Here is a 15,435-nt window from a genome sequence, read left to right as displayed (position 1 = left end):
ACCGATACTTCAATGACCCGATGCCTTTAAAGAGAGCCCCGCATGTCCTTCTCGAATGCCACCTCCAGCGCCCCGATCGCTCGCAAGGCCGACGGCTCCGATCCCTATGCATGGCTACAGAATCGCGACAGCGATGAGGTGCTCGATTACCTCAAGGCGGAAAACGACTATCAGGAACAGCAACTGGCCGATCAGGCACAGTTGCGAGAAACCCTGTTCCAGGAAATCAAGGCCCGTATTCTTGAGACCGACCTGTCGCTGCCCTCCCCTTGGGGCCCCTACCTGTATTACACCCGCACCACCGAGGGCGATGAATATGCCCGGCACTATCGCTGCCCACGCCCGGCAGACGACTCGAACACGGTGGATGAAAGCCATGAAGAGCTGTTGCTGGACCCCAACGTGCTGGCCAATGGCGGCTTTTTCTCCCTGGGCGCTTTCAGCATCAGCCCTGACCATCAGCGTCTGGCCTACAGCCTGGATACCACCGGCGAAGAGGTTTATCAGCTTTACGTCAAGGAACTGGGCACAGGCGAAGTCAGCAGCCTGCCGTTCGAGGATTGCGACGGCAGCATGACCTGGGCCAACGACAGCCAGACACTGTTCTTTGGTGAACTGGACGACACCCATCGTCCGCACAAACTCTATCGCCATCGCCTGGGCAACGACTCGGCCGACCTGGTGTTCAACGAACCGGACGGCCGCTTCTTCCTGCACTGTTTTCGCAGCAGTTCCGAGCGCCAACTGATTTTACTGCTCAACAGCAAGACCACCAGCGAAGCCTGGGTGCTTGATGCCGAGCATCCCGAACAGGCCTTTGTGTGCATGGCCGAGCGGGTCGAAGGCCATGAATACTTTCCGGATCATGGCCAGCTCGATGGCGTCTGGAGCTGGTTTATCCGCAGCAACCAGAGCGGTATCAACTTCGCGCTGTATCAAGCCGCAGAAAAAGCCACGGGAGTGCCTACTCGCAATGAGTGGCAAACCCTGGTCCCGCATAACGATTCAGTGATGCTTGAAGGTGTGAGCCTCAATGCCAAAAGCCTCACGTTGAGCCTGCGCGAAGGTGGTTTGCCGATCATTGAAGTTCGCCCACAGGGCCTGCCGGTCTATCGCGTGCAATTGCCTGATGCGGCCTACAGCCTGTATGTGCAGGACTCACTGGAATTCGACAGCAACAGCATTCGCTTGCGTTACCAGTCCCTCAATCGCCCCCCGCAGGTTCGCCAATTGACGCTGGCCACCGGCGAACAGCTGGTGCTCAAGGAAACGCCGGTGCTCGGTGAGTTCGATGCCGATGCCTACGTCAGCCAGCGTCTCTGGGCAACCGCCAGCGATGGCACGCAAGTACCCATCAGCCTGGTGGTCAAACGCGAGTTGCTGGGCCAGGCGACGCCGCTTTACCTGTATGGCTACGGCGCCTATGGCGAAAGCCTGGACCCATGGTTCTCCCACGCTCGCCTGAGCCTGCTGGACCGTGGCGTGGCGTTTGCCATTGCCCATGTCCGCGGTGGCGGCGAACTGGGTGAAGCCTGGTATCGCAATGGAAAACAGGAGCACAAGCAGAACACCTTCGGCGATTTCATTGCCTGCGCCGAACACCTGATCGATCAGGGCCTGACCCGTGCCGATCAATTGGTCATCAGTGGCGGCAGCGCCGGGGGCCTGCTGATAGGCGCCGTGCTCAACCAGCGCCCCGAGCTGTTCAAGGCAGCTATTGCCGAAGTGCCGTTCGTGGACGTGCTCAACACCATGCTCGACCCTGAGCTGCCGCTGACCGTTACCGAGTACGACGAATGGGGTAACCCGCAGGAGCCAGATGTTCATGCGCGCATCAAGGCTTATGCGCCTTACGAGAACGTCACGGCTCAAACCTACCCCGCCACACTGGTAATTGCGGGTTACAACGACAGCCGCGTGCAGTATTGGGAAGCCGCCAAATGGGTCGCAAAGCTGCGTGATACCAAGACTGACGACAACTTGCTTCTGCTCAAAACCGAACTGGGTGCCGGTCATGGCGGCATGAGCGGTCGTTATCAGGGGCTGCGCGATGTAGCGCTGGAATATGGCTTTATCTTCAAGGTTTTGCAGCTGGACTGAACTTGGCTGTAAAAGTCTGTCTTAGTAGCATCGGGGAGCACGGACCTGCTCCCCTCTTACTTGCACAAGATCGAACCATGTCAGAACAACTGTCACACCTGAACAATGCCATACGCGACATGCTGCTGGACTGCGGCCTGTTCGACACCCTGCTGCCCGCCGATTACCTGACCGTAGCGGGTTATTTCAGCATCAGTGATATCCCGCAAGGCCAGAGCATTTTCAACGAGGGCGATGCCGGAACCTTCATGTGTATCATCGACCGCGGCACGGTTTCGGTACAGAAACTCAACCCCGAAGGCCAACAGGTGGAAATCGCCACGCTGCGTCGGGGTCGGGCATTTGGCGAGATGGCGGTGCTCGATGGCGAACGCCGTTCGGCCAGTTGCATCGCTGCATCGGATTGCCAGTTGCTGAACCTGGGCCGGGACTCGCTGGACAAGATGCTCGACGAAGCGCCGAAAATCGCGGCGAAGATCATTCGTGCCCTGGCCATTTCCCTGTCCAAACGCCTGCGTATGGTCGACGGCCAACTGCTTTCCCAACAGGTGTGAGTTTCGTCATCTGGCGCTAAACTTGTGCGCATTCCCGCTATCAATGCGCACACGACACAGGTGACACCATGAGCACGGCCAACCCTCCTTCCAACACGTCCAAGCTGGACCGTATCCTGGCCGACGCTCAGCGCGACCGTGAAATGGGTTATCGCGACAAGGCCTTGCGCATGTACCCTCATGTCTGCGGCCGTTGCGCACGCGAATTCGCGGGCAAGCGTCTGAGCGAACTGACCGTTCACCATCGCGACCACAACCACGACAACAATCCTCAGGACGGCTCCAACTGGGAATTGCTGTGCCTGTACTGCCATGACAACGAGCACTCGCGCTACACCGACCAGCAGTATTTCTCCGACAGTTCCCTCAGCACCCCGAAAACCGCCAAGGCGACCCATAACCCGTTCGCGGCGCTGGCCGGGCTGATGAAAAAGGAATAACGCCCGATTCGCGGGGCGGGGTTTGCAACCTGACTGAAATGTAATCACCCGCCCTGCCCCGTTATGGCATCGTCCCGTCAGACAAGCACGCAACTGACTGGATACAACCTCTGCATGCACTCCAAGACATCAAGACGAACCTTTGTGAAGGGGCTGACTGCCGGCAGTCTGCTGGGCGGTATGGGGCTTTGGCAAAGCCCTGTCTGGGCCATCAGCGGCGCGGATGAACCCAAGGTGCTGGCGGGTACCGAGTTCGATCTTTTCATCGGCGAAATCCAGACCAATATCACCGGCACATCAAAAACGGCCATGGCCATCAACGGCGGCATCCCCGGCCCCCTGCTGCGCTGGCGTGAAGGCGACACCGTGACGCTGCGGGTGAAAAACCGGCTCAAGGAAAACACTTCCATTCACTGGCACGGCATCCTGCTGCCCGCCAACATGGACGGCGTTCCGGGCCTCAGTTTTCAAGGCATCGAGCCTGATGGCATGTATGTCTATCGCTTCAAGGTCCGGCAGAACGGCACTTACTGGTATCACAGCCATTCGGGCTTTCAGGAGCAATCGGGGGTGTATGGCCCGTTGGTGATCGATGCCAGAGAGCCTGAGCCCTTTCAGTACGAACGCGACTACGTGGTGATGCTCACGGACTGGACGGATGACGATCCGGTCAAGCTGATGAAGAACCTGAAGAAACAGTCGGACTACTACAACTACAACAAACGCACGGTGGGTGATTTCATCCACGATGTCAGCGAAAAAGGCTGGGGCGAGGCGGTTGCCGATCGCACGATGTGGGCCGGGATGAAGATGAACCCGACCGACCTGGCCGACGTCAGCGCTGCGACCTACACCTACCTCATGAACGGCAAGGCACCGGACATGAACTGGACAGGCGTATTCAAAGCGGGCGAACGGATTCGGCTGCGCTTTATCAACGGCTCGTCCATGACCTACTTCGACGTGCGGATTCCCGGCCTGAAAATGACCGTGGTCGCTGCCGATGGCCTGCACGTCAAGCCGGTCAATGTGGATGAGTTGCGCATCGCCGTTGCCGAGACCTTCGATGTCATCGTCGAACCGACCGAAGAGGCTTACACCCTGTTCGCCCAGTCCATGGACCGCAGCGGCTTTGCCCGAGGCACGCTCACTCGAAAAGCCGGTGCAACGGCACCTGTGCCGCCTCTCGACCCGCGCCCGCTGCTGAGCATGGACGATATGGGAATGGATCATGGCGGCATGGATCACGCAAAGATGGCCGCGATGGATCACAGCAACATGGCAGGCATGAATCACCATGACATGTCAGGCATGGGCAACATGCAGTCCCACCCGGAAACGGAGAAGAACAATCCGCTGGTGGACATGCAGGCCATGAAAACCACTCCAAAGCTGGACGACCCAGGCATCGGCCTGAGAAACAACGGCCGCAGGGTCCTGACCTATGGGGATCTGCGCAGCACCTTCGAGGACCCGGACGGGCGCGAGCCTGGACGCACCATCGAACTGCACCTCACCGGTCACATGGAGAAGTTCGCCTGGTCTTTCAATGGCGTGAAGTTCTCGGATGCCGAGCCACTGAAGCTCAAATATGGCGAGCGCATCAGGGTCGTGCTGGTCAACGACACCATGATGACTCACCCCATTCACCTGCATGGCATGTGGAGCGATCTCGAAGACGAGAACGGGCAGTTCATGGTCCGCAAACACACCATCGACATGCCGCCCGGCTCAAGACGCAGTTATCGCGTCACCGCCGACGCCCTTGGGCGCTGGGCCTATCACTGCCATCTGCTGTACCACATGGAAATGGGCATGTTCCGTGAAGTGCGTGTGGAAGAATGAGAACCTCATGATGAACAGAATCTTTCCCCCTTCGCGCCTGTCCGGACTGCTTGTGGCGCTGGGTCCCTTGATGGCAACGCCTGCTCTGGCTTCCGACATGAGCGGCATGGATCATGGCAGCCACGCCATGCACCATGACCACGCGCAGCCCGTGCAATCCACCTCAGACCAGAGCCGTACGCCAATCCCCGAACTGACGGATGAAGACAGAGCGGCCGTTTACACCAGCCATACGGGCCATATGGTCCACGATGCCGCCATCAACACCTTCGTCCTGGCCGACAAACTGGAATGGCAGGACGCAGACAAAGGCAGCACCCTGGCCTGGGATGTCAAAGGCTGGGTCGGCGGTGATATCGATCGTCTGTGGATACGCTCCGAAGGCGAGCGCACCAATGGCAAGACAGAAGATGCCGAAATCCAGGCGTTGTGGGGTCATGCGATCAGCCCATGGTGGGATCTGGTCGCGGGTGCCAGGCAGGACTTCAAGCCCGGCGATCCACAGACCTGGGCCGCATTCGGCATTCAGGGCATGGCACTTTCCAGCTTCGAGGCCCAAGCCACAGCCTTCATCGGCGAAGCTGGCCAGAGCGCCGCACGCCTTGAGGGCGATTACGACCTGCTGCTGACCAACCGGCTCATTCTGCAGCCCACGGCCGAACTCAACATCTACGGCAAGAACGATCCACAAAGAGGCATTGGTTCTGGCCTGGCCAACACCGAAGTCGGCCTGCGGCTGCGCTACGAAATCCGCCGGGAATTCGCGCCTTATATTGGCCTGAGCTGGAACCGGACTTACGGCAAGACGGCTGATTATGCTCGTGAGGAAGGCGAAGACCGTAGCGAAGCGAAGTTGGTGATGGGTATCAGGATGTGGTTCTAGCGCTTTTACGTTCTGCCGTATACTTGCGCGTTTTACCCAGAGCATCCTCCAAGTGGCAAATAAACGGTACGCCTGCATCGGTCTTTACAACCCGAAATCTCCGGAAAACGTCGGCTCGGTGATGCGGGCGGCGGGTTGTTATGGCGTGGCTTCGGTCTTCTACACTGGCAAACGCTATGAGCGCGCGCGGGACTTCATCACCGACACCAAGAAGATTCATCAGGATATCCCGCTGATCGGCATCGAAGACCTCAAGAGCATTCTGCCTCTGGGCTGCATTCCGGTAGCGGTGGAACTGGTGGACGGCGCGCGCGCCCTGCCCGAATACACTCACCCGGATCGTGCCCTGTATATCTTCGGCCCGGAAGACGGCTCGCTGGATCAGGAAATCCGCGACTGGTGCGAAGACGTGGTCTACATCCCGACCGAGGGCTGCATGAACCTGGCGGCGACCGTCAACGTCGTGCTCTATGACCGCATGGCCAAGGGCGTGAATACCCGTTCCGGTCCACAATTCGGCCGGGACAAGCTCGACCGCTGATGAAAATGCAGTGAACAGTTTCACCGATGGGCAGTCAGTTTCGTTGAAGCCGACTTATCACATCATGGAGAAGCATCATGAGCGACACCCCGATCATCGATAGAATCGACACCCCGCGGCTGCACAACCATCCGCAGCAGAACGTCCAGGGCTGGGAGCGTGTAGGCTCTCTGGCGGGCGGCGTGACACTGATGGGCAAGGGACTTCGCCGTGGCGGCATCCTGGGCCTTGTGCAACTGGCCATCGGCGGTGCCGTGCTGGCACGCGGTATCACCGGACACTGCTCGGCCAAAAGCCTGATCGAAAAAAGCCGCAGCAACCTGCACAGTGCGCGCTCGGATATCGAACGCGCGGGTGCTGAGTTGAGACAGCTCAAGGACAATGCAGAGCGGGCCGCCAGAAACACGGTCATCAACGGCATCGATGCCTTGAAAGATCCGAAAACCGACGTCTGAAACCCTTAGCCGGCGCGGAAAATCAGATAGTCCTCCCAGTCATCCTCGGGCACGCTGTTCTCACTGAGCATGCGACCCGACTGGGAGATGCGCTCGTGATGCACAGCTTCGCGATCACCGCACACCAGATGGTGCCAGAGCGGTAGATCCTTCCCTTCGCTGACCAGACGATAACCGCAGGTGGGTGGCAGCCATTTGAACTCATCGGCCTGCCCGGCGGTGAGCTGGATGCAGTCAGGTACAGACGCCCGACGATTGCTGTAATCGGAGCACTGGCAGGTTTTCAGGTCCAGCAACTTGCAGGCGATTCGCGTGTAGTAAACGCTGTTGTCGTCTTCATCTTCCAGCTTTTGCAGGCAGCACAGGCCGCAGCCATCGCACAACGACTCCCACTCGTCCTTGTCCAGTTGTGCGAGTGTCTTGCGTATCCAGAAGGGTTCAACTTTAGCGGCCATGGTTCGGACAACGGTATCAGCAATGAAAAGGCCGCCAGTCTAGTGTCACATTGGGTGCGGGCCAAGCAATTGCGACTGCCGGTATCCAACAACTTCACTTGTCAGCCATAAAACAAAACAGTAGCGTTAGGACGATTTTGACGGCTCAAGACGATGCCTGCCGACCACGGCCCATACGTCAGGCTCACTTCAAACCCTCGTAATGACAGGATGTTCATGAGCATTAATCCACGCATCGCAGACCATACCATCGCCCCACAATTCACCAATCGCTGGTCGCCTCGCGCCTTCACCGGTGAAAGCATTTCACAGGAAACACTGCTGAGTTTCTTTGAAGCCGCACGCTGGGCACCTTCGGCTTACAACTCGCAGCCATGGCGCTTCCTGTACGCTCGTCGCGACACGCCAAACTGGGAGCGTTACCTGGGCCTGCTCAATGAGTTCAACCGCAGTTGGGCACAGAGCGCTTCGGCACTGGTGATCGTCGTCTCCAAGACAACCTTCGCCGCACCGGGCGCAACCGAAGAAAGCCCGGCAACCACACACGAATTCGATGCCGGTTCCGCGTGGGGATACCTTGCCCTGCAAGCGAGCCTGAGCGGCTGGTACACCCACGGCATGTCAGGCTTCGACAAGGAACTGACCCGCAAGGAGCTGAACATTCCGGAAGGTTATGCCCTGCATGCAGCCGTGGCCATCGGCAAGCTGGGCGACAAGGCGATCCTGCCCGAATACCTGCAAGGCCGCGAAGTCCCAAGCCCACGTAAGCCGGTAGAAGAACTGGCGGTCGAGGGTGATTTTTCGTTGTAGGTTTCAGAGTTGTAAGCTGTAAGCATCAAGCTGCAAGCTGCAAGCTGCAAGCTGCAAGCTGCAAGCCTCAAGCCTCAAGCCTCAAGCCTCAAGCCTCAAGCTTTTGACTTGTAGCTTGTAGCTTGCCACTTGCAGCTCCCCGCTCAATACCCCCGCGAAAAATCCACTTCTCCGCGCAGCGGCTCACCCGCCTGAAATGCCTTGAGGTTATCGACGAACAATTCGGTCATGGCCACCGGCGATGTCGGTGCCGAGCTGTGGCCGGTAAGCAACAGGCCATAGGCGGTCCAGAAAGGATGACGCTGCGGCAACGGCTCCTGACGACAAACGTCAATCACCGCACCCGCCAGATGCCCTTCCTTCAAGGCCTCCACCAGATCCGCATCGACCACCGCCACACCGCGCCCGACGTTGATGAACAACGCCGAGGGCTTGAATGCCGCGAACAGTTTCGCGTCGTACAAATCGTGGGTTTCGGGTGTGTTGGGCAGCAGATTGATCACGTAATCCATGTCGCCAACCATCTGTTCCAGATCCGCCAGGGCACCGACTTCAATAAACGGCTCCTGCGTTCGCGCCTGTGAGGCGACGCCGTAGACCTGTACACCAAAAGGCACGAGGAACTGCGCGACACGCTGGCCGATATCTCCCGCGCCAACGATCAGTGCCTTGCGACCGAACAGGCTCTGGCCCGGACGGTTGTCCCATTTGCGCTCGACCTGGCTCATCAGGCGAGCCAGCACTTCACGTTCGTGACCGAGCATGTAGGTCAGCAGAAACTCAGCCATGACCTGACCGAAAATACCGACCGCCCGCGTCAACCGATAATCCCTGGATACGCCTTCAGCCAATAACGGAGTAATCCCCGCCCAGGTCGATTGCAACCATTGCGGCTTGTGGCCCTGACGTAACAGATTGGCGAGCAGATCAGGCTGTCCCAGCCAGACCGGGCATTCGCTGGCCATGCGAGACAGCTCGGCCGAGTCGCCGCTGCTCATGATTTCAACTTCAGGCGCTACCTTGCGCAACAGTTGGGTGTAGATAGGGTAATCGTGTTCGGCAATCAGAACGCGCATGTTTCAAAAACCTTAAAAACGGGACAAACAACCTGCAACAGTCATGGGCCGGTCAAAGCCGGCGCCACCGTGCGGCACAACGGATCAGACAGGATCGTTGCGACGCAACAACTCTTCGGGCAAATGCTGGATGTATTCCTCTTCGGCAGGCGGCATCTGCAAGTGATAGCCCTGCTTGTCGAGGTTCTCAAGCACCTTGTTGATATCTTCACGAGCCAGCGCCCGCTCGGGGCTGAGCACCAGGTCGAAAGCATGCTGAGGCGTGCCGAACGCAGCCAGTAACTCTACCGGTACACGCTTGAGCACATCGCTCTTGAGCACATACAGGTACATCTCGTTCTTTTTCGGACTGCGATAAATGGAGCAAATACGTTTCAAGGCTGTTCTCCTGCATTGGCCAGGCTGTCGAGCAGCGCCTGTCCCATTAACTCGCGGCGCCAGCCACGCAGCGAGTCTGGCAATGTATAGGGACCATCGGGGTAGCCGCTCTTGAGCAGCACTTCGAGAGTCTTCTTGCGCAGCATGACCTCGGGGGCAATATCCAGTTGCTCGGCGTACTGCTGACCGATGGCCCGCAAGCCTTTCAGAATGCCGGAAGCCTCGATCGGCAGCGGCTCGGGCAACGCCGCAGGCCATTGATCCGGCGGCAGGCTGCCGGACTTTCTGATCAGTTCCAGCAGGAACTCACCATCCTGGCGCACCGTACGCGGATGCATGTCTTCGATTCTGGCCAGCGCTCCAAGGTTGTCTGGCTGAGTCCTGGCCAGCGGCCACAATGAGTGCTCACGCACAATGCGATTGCGCGGCAGGTTGCGCGAACGCGCCTGTATCTCGCGCCATGCACACAGCTCACGCAATACCGCCAGTTGAGCACGCGACAACTTCCAGGCCAGCTTGGCGTCACGGTAAGTCTCGTAAGGATCGACTTCACGGCGCAGATTGGCGACCAGCTCCGCACCATCCTCAAGAACCCAGAGGTATTTGTCGTCCGAAAGACGTGGCCTCAGCAGAGTGAAAAGCTCAGCCAGATGCACGGCATCTTCTGCCGCATAGCTGATCTGGGTTTCCGACAATGGGCGTTGCAGCCAATCGGAGCGGGTTTCGCCCTTGGGCAAGTCGATGTTCAACACCTCCTGCACCAGACGCGAATAGCCCATGGAAAACCCGATGTTCAGGTAAGCGGCCGCCAGTTGGGTGTCGAACAGCGGAACCGGCAGGCTGCCCGTCAGGCGCAACAGGACTTCCAGGTCTTCGCTGCAAGCATGAACCACCTTGATGACGTCGGGGTTTTCAAGCAATGCGGACAGAGGCGTCCAATCGCTGATGAGCAGCGGATCGATCAGCCAGGCGCTGGAACCGTCGCCGATCTGTAGCAGCGCGGCAATAGGGTAAAAGGTGTCGACCCGCATGAACTCGGTGTCGAGCGCGACAAATGGCAGCGACTGCCACTGCGCGCACTGTCGGGCGAGGCTGTCGTCGTCGCGAATCCAATGAATATCGATGGCCACACGGCTCTCCCTTGATCAATGGCGCGCAGTATATATCGCCATAGGAGGTTTATCGCGCATCTGCCCTGAAACTCTTGGATATCTTCACCCAGATCGCCGACAAACAGCAGGTCGGCCATCCTGGCCGACGATGCGCTTCGGGCCGCGCCCTGCACCGCCATGTTCTTCACAGCGACTACCCGCGCCTCACGATCAGGGATATTGATTACCTGTTATCGGCCACACCATTACCGATCGAACTTCTGCAACCGGAAAACATATCAAGGCTCGGGTCATAGACCTTGGTGTCGACTTTCAACAAACCCAGCATGGAGTGAAAGAGATTATCCTGGCTCAGTGGTGCATTCCGCTCTTTTGCCAGGCATTCCGGATTGACGGCAAAAGACTTCTGATAGTTATCGGACAGCCACACCATCATCGGTACATGCTTCTGTTGATCCGGCGCCAACATATAAGGAGTGCCGTGCAGGAACAGATTATATTCGCCCAACGACTCACCATGATCCGAGAGATACAACATGGCGGTATCGACTTTATCCTGACGACTGCGCAACATATCGATCAATGTGGACAGCACGTGATCGGTATATAAGAGGGTATTATCATAACCGTTGACAATACTCTCACGGCTGCAGTTGTTCAGCGCATTGCTTTCACAGACAGGCGTAAACTTCTCGAACGCCTTTGGGTAACGCTTGAAATACTCCGGCCCGTGGCTGCCCATCTGGTGCAGTACCAGTACGGTGTCTTTATCCAGACTATCGATAAACGTGTCGAGCCCTTGCAGCAGGATCTCGTCCCGGCATTCATTGTTGGCGCACAGTAACGGGTCCTTGAGGTTGCTGACATCCTGGAAAGCAACGCGGTCACACGTGCCTTTACAGCCAGACTGGTTATCGCGCCATATCACTTCAAGACCTGCACGTTTCAATACATCCAGCAGCCCTTCCTGATTGCGCGCCCTGGTCGCGTTGTAATCCTTGCGTCCCATATTGGAAAACATGCAAGGCACCGACACTGCCGTCTCGGTGCCGCACGAATACACATCGGTAAATGCCACCAGACCGCTCTGTTTATTGAGCTTTGGCGTGGTGTTGCGGCCATAGCCCAGAATGCCGAAATTCTCCGCCCGGGCACTTTCCCCCACCACCAGGACCGTCAGGGATTTACGGGCATGCGTCGACCAGTCCGGCGAACGCCTGGCATCTTCGCCAATTGCCAGAAACGGGCGCCGGGACGAAATGATCTGCTCGCTCAGATAACCAACCGAGGCACCAATGTAGTTGCTAGGCACGACCATCAGGCGCAACTCATGGTGATTGCGAAACAGCGACGACAGCCCCTGATAATTCGCCAGCGCGACCCCACCAATCGACACCGAGCAGATAAAACAGACCAGCACCTTGCTGAACAGCTCACGGTGCCAGCGGCGGTAGTTGATCGGGGTTTGCCACAGCAATACTGACGGCAGAAGCCCCAGCAGAACGATGTAAATCACCAGTTTCAGGGACAGCAGGCCTTGAACTTCGGTAGGGTTGGTTTCCGCAAAGTTACGAAACATGCCGACATCAATCATGACGCCGTATTCGCTCATGAAATAAGAAACAGCAGCACTGGCAAAAAACAGAAAAACCAACACCGGTTTGAGTACACGTCTGAATGAAAACAGTGTCAGAAAAACATTGAACACGCAAAAGATCATCACACCAAAAGCAATGCGCATGGCAATACCTTTACTGCTCCCTCCCGTGATTTCAAAAAGATGCTGCCAAAGATTGGCGTTATAACCGAACAACAAAAAGGCACTGGCAATCAACGTAACAACTTCTGGACGTACAGCCTTGATTTTCAGCATTGACAGTCTGCTTATATAATTTTTTATCGAGTATAGATTGAACCAGACGGCCCATCCATGCGCAGACTTTAGGCGGCATCCTATCAATTTTTTGTGAAAAGAACGCGAATAACTGGTCGAATTAAACTTATTTCATTGTAGGAAAAAACCTTCAAGAAACCCGCACCATAATCCCGGCATAAAAAATGGCCCTTCACGAGCACGCTCGCGAAGGGCCATTCAGTAGTAACGCTTACTGTCAGACGGAGCGACGACGGTAGCCGCGATACTCAGGCACCCAGAAATTACGCTCGATGGCCTCCAGCAGTACTTCATCCGACGTCTCAAGGGCCAGACCTTCAGCCTGAGCTTCCTTGGCCACAGCCAGAGCGATCTTGCGGCTGACCTGCTGGATTTCCTTGAGCGGCGGCAAAACTGCATCACCAAGCCCGGACACCATCGGCGAGCACTCAGCCAAGGCATTGGAAGCGGCCATCAGCATCCGGTCGGTGATACGCGAAGCCTTGCAAGCCACCACACCCAGACCGATGCCCGGGAAAATGTAGGAGTTGTTGCACTGCGCGATATGCACGGTACGAGCATTGATCTCCACAGGCGCGAACGGGCTGCCGGTGGCAACCAGCGCATTGCCATCGGTCCAGCGCAGGATCTCTTCTGGCGTGGCTTCGACTTTGGAAGTCGGGTTAGACAGCGGCATGACCAGCGGCTTGGAACAATGCTTGTGCAATTCACGGATCACTTGCTCAGTGAACAGACCACGCTGGCCCGAAACACCGATCAGAACCGTCGCACCGGCGTGCGTCACCACATCAAGCAACTGCGGGAAAGCTTCACCGCCAGTAGCCCAACCCGCAACATCACCCGCCTTGTGAGCCAGGCGCTGCTGGAAGTCCAGCAGATTATCCATGCCCTCGGTCAGCAGGCCGAAACGGTCGACCATGAAAATACGCTGACGCGCTTCGCTTTCGCTCAGGCCTTCGATCTTCATCGCAGCAATGATGTGCTCGGCAATCCCGCAACCGGCAGAACCCGCGCCCAGGAACACGACCTTCTGCTGGCCAAGGGTCTCGTTCTTGGCCTTGCAGGCAGCCAGCAAGGTGCCCACGGCCACCGATGCAGTGCCCTGAATATCGTCGTTGAAGCAGCACAGCTCGTCGCGATACTTCTCCAGCAGCGGCATCGCGTTGGACTGAGCGAAATCCTCGAACTGCAACAACACATCCGGCCAGCGACGCTGCACGGCCTCGATGAACGTTGCGATGAAATCGTCATATTCCTTGCCGGTCACCCGCTCATGACGCCAGCCCATATACATCGGGTCGTCGAGCAATTCGCGGTTATTGGTACCGACATCCAGCACGATCGGCAACGTATAGGCCGGGCTGATGCCACCACAAGCGGTGTACAGCGACAGTTTGCCGATCGGAATGCCCATGCCGCCGATCCCCTGGTCGCCCAGACCCAGAATGCGCTCGCTATCGGTGACAACGATGATTTTGATGCGGTCTTTGGTGGCGCTGCGCAGGATGTCGTCGATGCGGTCGCGTTCAGGGTAGGAAATGAACAGCCCGCGGTGCGTGCGGTAGATCTTGGAGAATTCCTGACACGCCTGACCGACCGTCGGGGTGTAGATGATCGGCAGCATCTCGTCCAGATGCGAGTCCAGCAGGCGGAAGAACAGAGTCTCGTTGTTGTCCTGGATCGAACGCAGATAAATATGCTTGTCCAGGTCGCTGGCGCACTGCTTGTACTGGCTGTACACCCTGGTGACTTGCTCTTCGATCGTCTCTACGTTCTGCGGCAGCAGCCCGATCAAATTGAATTCGACCCGCTCTTGCGGGGTAAAAGCACTCCCCTTGTTCAGAAGGGGCATTTCCAGCAGCGAGGGGCCGGCATAGGAAATGTACAAAGGTCGCGAAGTGTTGGTCATTTTTTCTAATCGCCTTTTTTCGTCTACTCATTAATTCTGGGTATCGACCGGGGCGGGCAGCCTGGCTCTCTGTTTCTTGTTCTTCTTCTGGTTGCCAGTTTTCTATCAGGCCATTCCGGGCATAAAAATCGAATGGCCCATATTACCTGCGATGGAGCCGGTTGCGGCATTTTGTCGCGCAAAACATGGCCAAATGATGTCTCAATGTAAAAAACAGAACTCGCTTTCTGCCCTGTAAAGGGCATGATTCACAGAGGCACAAGAAGAAATAGCCCCCATGCTGATTCAGTCAGTTCCAAACAAAAAGCCCCGGAAATACCGGGGCCACTCTGCATTTCAGGGGGTCACTTTCGCGCAATGAGCCCGATGGTGAAGCCATCGACAGCGGCAATCCTGCCGCGCCACAGCACACCCGCATCGCAGATAGGGCTTTCATCGGTCGAGTACGTTCTGCAGTCCTTCAGATGGATGAAGTGGAACGCTGGAGTATCTTCATTGGACTCACCCGGCTTGAACGACAGGATCATCTCCTTCATCGACTCGTCAGTACCATTATTGAACTGGGTGAAAGGTGCAGAGATATCTGCGGCCAGTTGCTCAAAGTAGGCATCGTGGGAAATCAGATGGCCGGAAACGAGATTCCCGCCTACCGACAGGGTAATCCCCAACTCCACCTTGGTGTTTGCAACGAATTTGACAAGCCACTGAAGCAGCCAGTCGATCTGCTTGCCCTGCCACTTGAATTGGGCGATTACATCATCATGACTTTGGCTGGGAGACGGTTGCGATTGCGCCTGGTTTACGTCCGACATCTGATAGCTCCTTGCACCACAAAACGTGAGATTTAGCTATAACACCTTAGCTGAAAACGAAACCAGGCGAAGGGTTGACGGTCAGGATTTTTCTGGGGATTGAGAACGGATGCTTGTGTAGTGCAAGAAAGCCAGGGAGTGAAGCAGAAAACCCTGTAGATGCTAATCTAC

The 15,435-nt window shown here is 57.1% G+C and carries 15 protein-coding genes; 8 read left to right on the top strand and 7 right to left on the bottom strand.

What is annotated here, in order from left to right:
* Positions 1 to 42: 42 nt before the first annotated feature.
* From ACODS3_RS10605 to ACODS3_RS10575, 7 genes are all read left to right on the top strand, one after another.
* The gene (locus tag ACODS3_RS10605; protein WP_201019334.1) at positions 43 to 2,100 is read left to right on the top strand and encodes a S9 family peptidase; all 2,058 of its coding nucleotides are present in this window, start codon (positions 43 to 45) and stop codon (positions 2,098 to 2,100) included.
* Between the two features lie 77 nt (positions 2,101 to 2,177).
* Positions 2,178 to 2,654 (top strand): cyclic nucleotide-binding domain-containing protein, encoded by a 477-nt coding sequence (locus tag ACODS3_RS10600; RefSeq protein WP_201019335.1) that lies wholly within the window; start codon positions 2,178 to 2,180, stop codon positions 2,652 to 2,654.
* A gap of 68 nt (positions 2,655 to 2,722) precedes the next feature.
* Entirely contained in the window at positions 2,723 to 3,094 is a 372-nt protein-coding gene (locus ACODS3_RS10595) for a YajD family HNH nuclease (RefSeq protein ID WP_200999840.1), read from the top strand.
* Between the two features lie 114 nt (positions 3,095 to 3,208).
* Entirely contained in the window at positions 3,209 to 4,939 is a 1,731-nt protein-coding gene (locus ACODS3_RS10590; protein WP_489034161.1) for a copper resistance system multicopper oxidase, read from the top strand.
* Between the two features lie 10 nt (positions 4,940 to 4,949).
* The gene (locus ACODS3_RS10585) at positions 4,950 to 5,822 is read left to right on the top strand and encodes a copper resistance protein B (RefSeq protein WP_489034310.1); all 873 of its coding nucleotides are present in this window, start codon (positions 4,950 to 4,952) and stop codon (positions 5,820 to 5,822) included.
* Between the two features lie 52 nt (positions 5,823 to 5,874).
* On the top strand, positions 5,875 to 6,363 hold the full coding sequence (locus tag ACODS3_RS10580) for an RNA methyltransferase (protein ID WP_489034159.1): 489 nt from the start codon (positions 5,875 to 5,877) through the stop codon (positions 6,361 to 6,363).
* A gap of 77 nt (positions 6,364 to 6,440) precedes the next feature.
* Entirely contained in the window at positions 6,441 to 6,818 is a 378-nt protein-coding gene (locus tag ACODS3_RS10575; RefSeq protein WP_489034157.1) for a YgaP family membrane protein, read from the top strand.
* A gap of 5 nt (positions 6,819 to 6,823) precedes the next feature.
* On the opposite strand, the gene ACODS3_RS10570 is transcribed toward ACODS3_RS10575, so the two are convergent.
* Positions 6,824 to 7,273 (bottom strand): YcgN family cysteine cluster protein, encoded by a 450-nt coding sequence (locus tag ACODS3_RS10570; protein WP_200999844.1) that lies wholly within the window; start codon positions 7,271 to 7,273, stop codon positions 6,824 to 6,826.
* 216 nt (positions 7,274 to 7,489) lie between these two features.
* On the opposite strand from ACODS3_RS10570, the gene ACODS3_RS10565 reads away from it, so the two are divergent.
* Complete coding sequence (locus tag ACODS3_RS10565; RefSeq protein ID WP_489034155.1) at positions 7,490 to 8,083, top strand: nitroreductase family protein; 594 nt, start codon at positions 7,490 to 7,492, stop codon at positions 8,081 to 8,083.
* Between the two features lie 143 nt (positions 8,084 to 8,226).
* On the opposite strand, the gene ACODS3_RS10560 is transcribed toward ACODS3_RS10565, so the two are convergent.
* From ACODS3_RS10560 to gvpU, 6 genes are all read right to left on the bottom strand, one after another.
* Positions 8,227 to 9,159, bottom strand: coding sequence for a D-2-hydroxyacid dehydrogenase (locus tag ACODS3_RS10560; RefSeq protein WP_201019339.1), 933 nt, complete (start codon positions 9,157 to 9,159; stop codon positions 8,227 to 8,229).
* Positions 9,160 to 9,243: 84 nt separating this feature from the next.
* Positions 9,244 to 9,537 carry a YcgL domain-containing protein gene (locus ACODS3_RS10555; protein WP_200999847.1) on the bottom strand — a complete coding sequence of 98 codons (294 nt, stop codon included), beginning with the start codon at positions 9,535 to 9,537 and terminating at the stop codon, positions 9,244 to 9,246.
* Positions 9,534 to 10,667, bottom strand: coding sequence for a ribonuclease D (gene rnd, locus ACODS3_RS10550; protein WP_201019340.1), 1,134 nt, complete (start codon positions 10,665 to 10,667; stop codon positions 9,534 to 9,536). The genes ACODS3_RS10555 and rnd overlap by 4 nt, the downstream gene beginning before the upstream one ends.
* Positions 10,668 to 10,872: 205 nt before the next feature.
* Positions 10,873 to 12,522, bottom strand: a complete 1,650-nt coding sequence (locus ACODS3_RS10545; protein ID WP_489034152.1) for a phosphoethanolamine transferase — start codon at positions 12,520 to 12,522, stop codon at positions 10,873 to 10,875.
* Between the two features lie 238 nt (positions 12,523 to 12,760).
* Complete coding sequence (locus tag ACODS3_RS10540) at positions 12,761 to 14,452, bottom strand: NAD-dependent malic enzyme (protein ID WP_489034150.1); 1,692 nt, start codon at positions 14,450 to 14,452, stop codon at positions 12,761 to 12,763.
* Between the two features lie 344 nt (positions 14,453 to 14,796).
* Entirely contained in the window at positions 14,797 to 15,264 is a 468-nt protein-coding gene (gene gvpU, locus ACODS3_RS10535) for a gas vesicle accessory protein GvpU (protein ID WP_263964087.1), read from the bottom strand.
* Positions 15,265 to 15,435: the final 171 nt, after the last annotated feature.

This window comes from Pseudomonas sp. FG43 (assembly GCF_057809175.1).
The sequence above is the reverse complement of the archived record's forward strand: the minus strand, read 5'-3'. Positions and strand labels throughout refer to the sequence as shown.

Coding starts and splice junctions, on each gene's coding strand:
- ACODS3_RS10605 (WP_201019334.1), top strand. CDS start 43: ATGTCCTTCTCGAATGCCACCTCCAGCGCCCCGATCGCTCGCAAGGCC.
- ACODS3_RS10600 (WP_201019335.1), top strand. CDS start 2,178: ATGTCAGAACAACTGTCACACCTGAACAATGCCATACGCGACATGCTG.
- ACODS3_RS10595 (WP_200999840.1), top strand. CDS start 2,723: ATGAGCACGGCCAACCCTCCTTCCAACACGTCCAAGCTGGACCGTATC.
- ACODS3_RS10590 (WP_489034161.1), top strand. CDS start 3,209: ATGCACTCCAAGACATCAAGACGAACCTTTGTGAAGGGGCTGACTGCC.
- ACODS3_RS10585 (WP_489034310.1), top strand. CDS start 4,950: ATGAACAGAATCTTTCCCCCTTCGCGCCTGTCCGGACTGCTTGTGGCG.
- ACODS3_RS10575 (WP_489034157.1), top strand. CDS start 6,441: ATGAGCGACACCCCGATCATCGATAGAATCGACACCCCGCGGCTGCAC.
- ACODS3_RS10570 (WP_200999844.1), bottom strand. CDS start 7,273: ATGGCCGCTAAAGTTGAACCCTTCTGGATACGCAAGACACTCGCACAA.
- ACODS3_RS10565 (WP_489034155.1), top strand. CDS start 7,490: ATGAGCATTAATCCACGCATCGCAGACCATACCATCGCCCCACAATTC.
- ACODS3_RS10560 (WP_201019339.1), bottom strand. CDS start 9,159: ATGCGCGTTCTGATTGCCGAACACGATTACCCTATCTACACCCAACTG.
- ACODS3_RS10545 (WP_489034152.1), bottom strand. CDS start 12,522: ATGCTGAAAATCAAGGCTGTACGTCCAGAAGTTGTTACGTTGATTGCC.
- ACODS3_RS10540 (WP_489034150.1), bottom strand. CDS start 14,452: ATGACCAACACTTCGCGACCTTTGTACATTTCCTATGCCGGCCCCTCG.
- gvpU (WP_263964087.1), bottom strand. CDS start 15,264: ATGTCGGACGTAAACCAGGCGCAATCGCAACCGTCTCCCAGCCAAAGT.